The sequence below is a fragment of the Pelagihabitans pacificus genome (genome assembly GCF_009371985.2).
In the GTDB taxonomy this organism is placed as follows: Bacteria; Bacteroidota; Bacteroidia; order Flavobacteriales; family Flavobacteriaceae; genus Pelagihabitans; species Pelagihabitans pacificus.
The window spans coordinates 1-2,549 of sequence record NZ_VIKU02000016.1 but is presented as its reverse complement, the minus strand read 5'-3'; the positions used below and the strand labels follow the sequence as shown (position 1 = coordinate 2,549).

Here is a 2,549-nt window from a genome sequence, read left to right as displayed (position 1 = left end):
GGCTATAAACAATTGCTATTAGAGGCTTATCCTGAAAATTCCTGCGGAATTTTCAGCTTATCTTGTACTTGCAAAAGTCCGTGCTAACACACGCAACTGTTCATAGCCGAGACCGTTAGCGTAAATGCCGTTATAATTTGTTTGTTCTGGGCGTATTGGGAATACATCGGTCGTTCTCCCTTTGGTCGGTACTTCCCTATTTTGGTTATGGTCTTTAAAAAAAATAACTATTGGTTCGGGGCCTGCCCTTTTTTGCCTCATGACGGAGGGATAGGCAACTGGGATCCGACTCGGACGGATAAAACATTCCAATCTCTTCGGAGGGGTTCGCAAGGGATACGCGGACTTCCCACTCCGTGGTGGACAAACCGGCAAAAGGGGTTTGGGAACGGAAAATAATGTAAGTGACATGCCCAAGGTACGGGCAACGCCACACACGCTAACAAAACCTATAATTAATCGCTACGGATTTTCCTCACGGAAAATCTTTCGCAATAATCACTAACTTCACGCCAACGCTGGAAACATCCTACGGACATTTCCGCAACTAATCATAGCCGAACCGTTCTACGCAATTTGTAATGGCAGGAAAAATAAAATTGACATTTGGGAGCCCAAAGGACGGATGGCTACCGACAAGACTCGAATCGGACGGATTTGAATTGGAGTTTACCGCCTCAGGAATTCCTGAAAACCCAACAGAAAGTCTTGCCAAATGTTTGATTTTAGCTCTAAAAGGGATTGAAAACCAATGCGAATGGAATCTAGAACCTGATAAATATATTTTCGGATTTAAAATAAACGGAGCGGAATACAATCTCTCGATTTACAAAAGCGATGGACAAATGGATAAAGAACTAATTTCAGAATGGACAGGCGGATTTGATTCGATAATCCTGCCAATCTATCGTGGACTTAAAAAACATACTTCAAAAGAATTTGATCAAGCCGATTGGGACGAAATTGACAAACGGACTTTGGAAAAGCTGAACGATGTTGTGGTGAAAAGAAAAATAAAAACTGCGTAGAACAATGGCTATAATTCAGCTTTCCCTTCGAACAAATCAAAAACCATAACTTTAAAAAACGGCTGGATTCCGAACTTGGAAAATCCTGGCGGATTTGCCAAGCCGAAATCATAGCCGAGACCGTTGTGTGTAATTTGAGGAATGAAAGAAACCATTTCAAATAACGAGAAATCATTAAACATTTTGAATAAATTAATTCTGAATGGATTTTATGATGGAAATATAAGTCCGAACAGAATTGAATTGAATAGAAAATACGGATTATTTAACTCTGGCGGCAACCATAGAATAATCGGCATTCTAAATAGCGAAAACAAATTTGAATTGGATTTTGATTTTAAGAAATCTATGAAAGTTCCCGTAAAAATTGCAATGGGAATCGGAATTATTTTCTCAATAGTTTCATTGGTTAAAGGAAAATGGTTTTTAGCTATTCCTTTTTTTATAGTTCCGTTTCTGATAACATTTATTGATTTTAAATTAAAAAGGAAAAAAGAAATTGACCTTTTGACTTCAAAGTATTTAGAATTATACAAATCGGAATATGAATTTTGAATAAAAACTACACACAACAAAACCTATAAACAATACGGGCTTCGGGCTTAATCGCAGGGTTTGTGTATTTTTATAAAGTCCGCAAAATCTTTTGGATTTTGCTTTGGACAAAAAAGAAAAAACAAAACAAAAAGATTTTGCTATGTGCATGGCGGAAAGCAAACGCTAGTTTGCTCCCGTACTGTTCATAGCCAAACCGTTACCTGCAATTATGAAAAATATTCTGCTAATCGTTTTAATCTGTTTTTTAACCCAAGTTTCTGCGCAAGAAATAGTTGGAATGAAAGACTTGTATGTTGAAAATGATTTGACTTACAAAGTTGCGGGTGGAAAATTATTTTCTGGACAGGCTCAAAATGTTCGAAAAAATGGACATCTAGTTTATGAAGAATATTTTGATAATGGAAAATTGACTAAATCCATCATATATTATAATGGGACTGAAAAACCAACGCCTGCGAGGGAAACAGAATTTTATTTGGAAACACAAACAAAACGTAAGGAAACGAATTACGGACTGAGTAAAGCGACAATTGAATTTAAGCACTACGATAAAAACGGAAAGAAAACTCTAATTGAACAATACGAGAATGAAAAACTGATTTATCGTTGCGAATACCAAAAAAACAAAAAACACGGAATTGAATACTGTCTAGACGATGATGGGACTGAACTACGGATTGAATATCGGAACGGTAAAAAAAATAAAAAATAACAGCAGGTAACATTGTGTATAGCTCATTGCGGTTGGGAATTTCCATACGGAAATTCCTGCCTGATTCGCTAAATTCGGGCTACGGCGGAAAAGTCCGTTGGACATTTTCCGCAACGAAGCCATACACGAGACCGTTAGCAACAAGCTGAATCACTCAGATGGAAATAAAAGCTGAATTTACTATTGAACCTTGTGAAAAGGAAAATATAAAGAAAATCGTCGACGGAATTAACGAATACAATTTGAGTAAA

General features: G+C 37.0%; 3 protein-coding genes. All 3 read left to right on the top strand.

The window, feature by feature from the left end:
• Positions 1-662 precede the first annotated feature (662 nt).
• The 3 genes from FK220_RS19940 (at position 663) to FK220_RS19930 (ending at position 2,298) form a co-directional block, all read left to right on the top strand.
• Positions 663-1,028: a hypothetical protein gene (locus FK220_RS19940; protein WP_152576123.1), complete on the top strand. Its 366-nt coding sequence runs from the start codon at positions 663-665 to the stop codon at positions 1,026-1,028.
• Between the two features lie 141 nt (positions 1,029-1,169).
• Entirely contained in the window at positions 1,170-1,583 is a 414-nt protein-coding gene (locus FK220_RS19935) for a hypothetical protein (protein WP_152576122.1), read from the top strand.
• A 211-nt stretch (positions 1,584-1,794) separates the two neighbouring features.
• Positions 1,795-2,298 carry a toxin-antitoxin system YwqK family antitoxin gene (locus FK220_RS19930; protein ID WP_152576121.1) on the top strand — a complete coding sequence of 168 codons (504 nt, stop codon included), beginning with the start codon at positions 1,795-1,797 and terminating at the stop codon, positions 2,296-2,298.
• Positions 2,299-2,549 lie beyond the last annotated feature (251 nt).

Excerpts from the sequence above, each read along its gene's own strand:
- FK220_RS19930 (WP_152576121.1), top strand. The coding sequence starts at position 1,795 with ATGAAAAATATTCTGCTAATCGTTTTAATCTGTTTTTTAACCCAAGTT.
- FK220_RS19935 (WP_152576122.1), top strand. The coding sequence starts at position 1,170 with ATGAAAGAAACCATTTCAAATAACGAGAAATCATTAAACATTTTGAAT.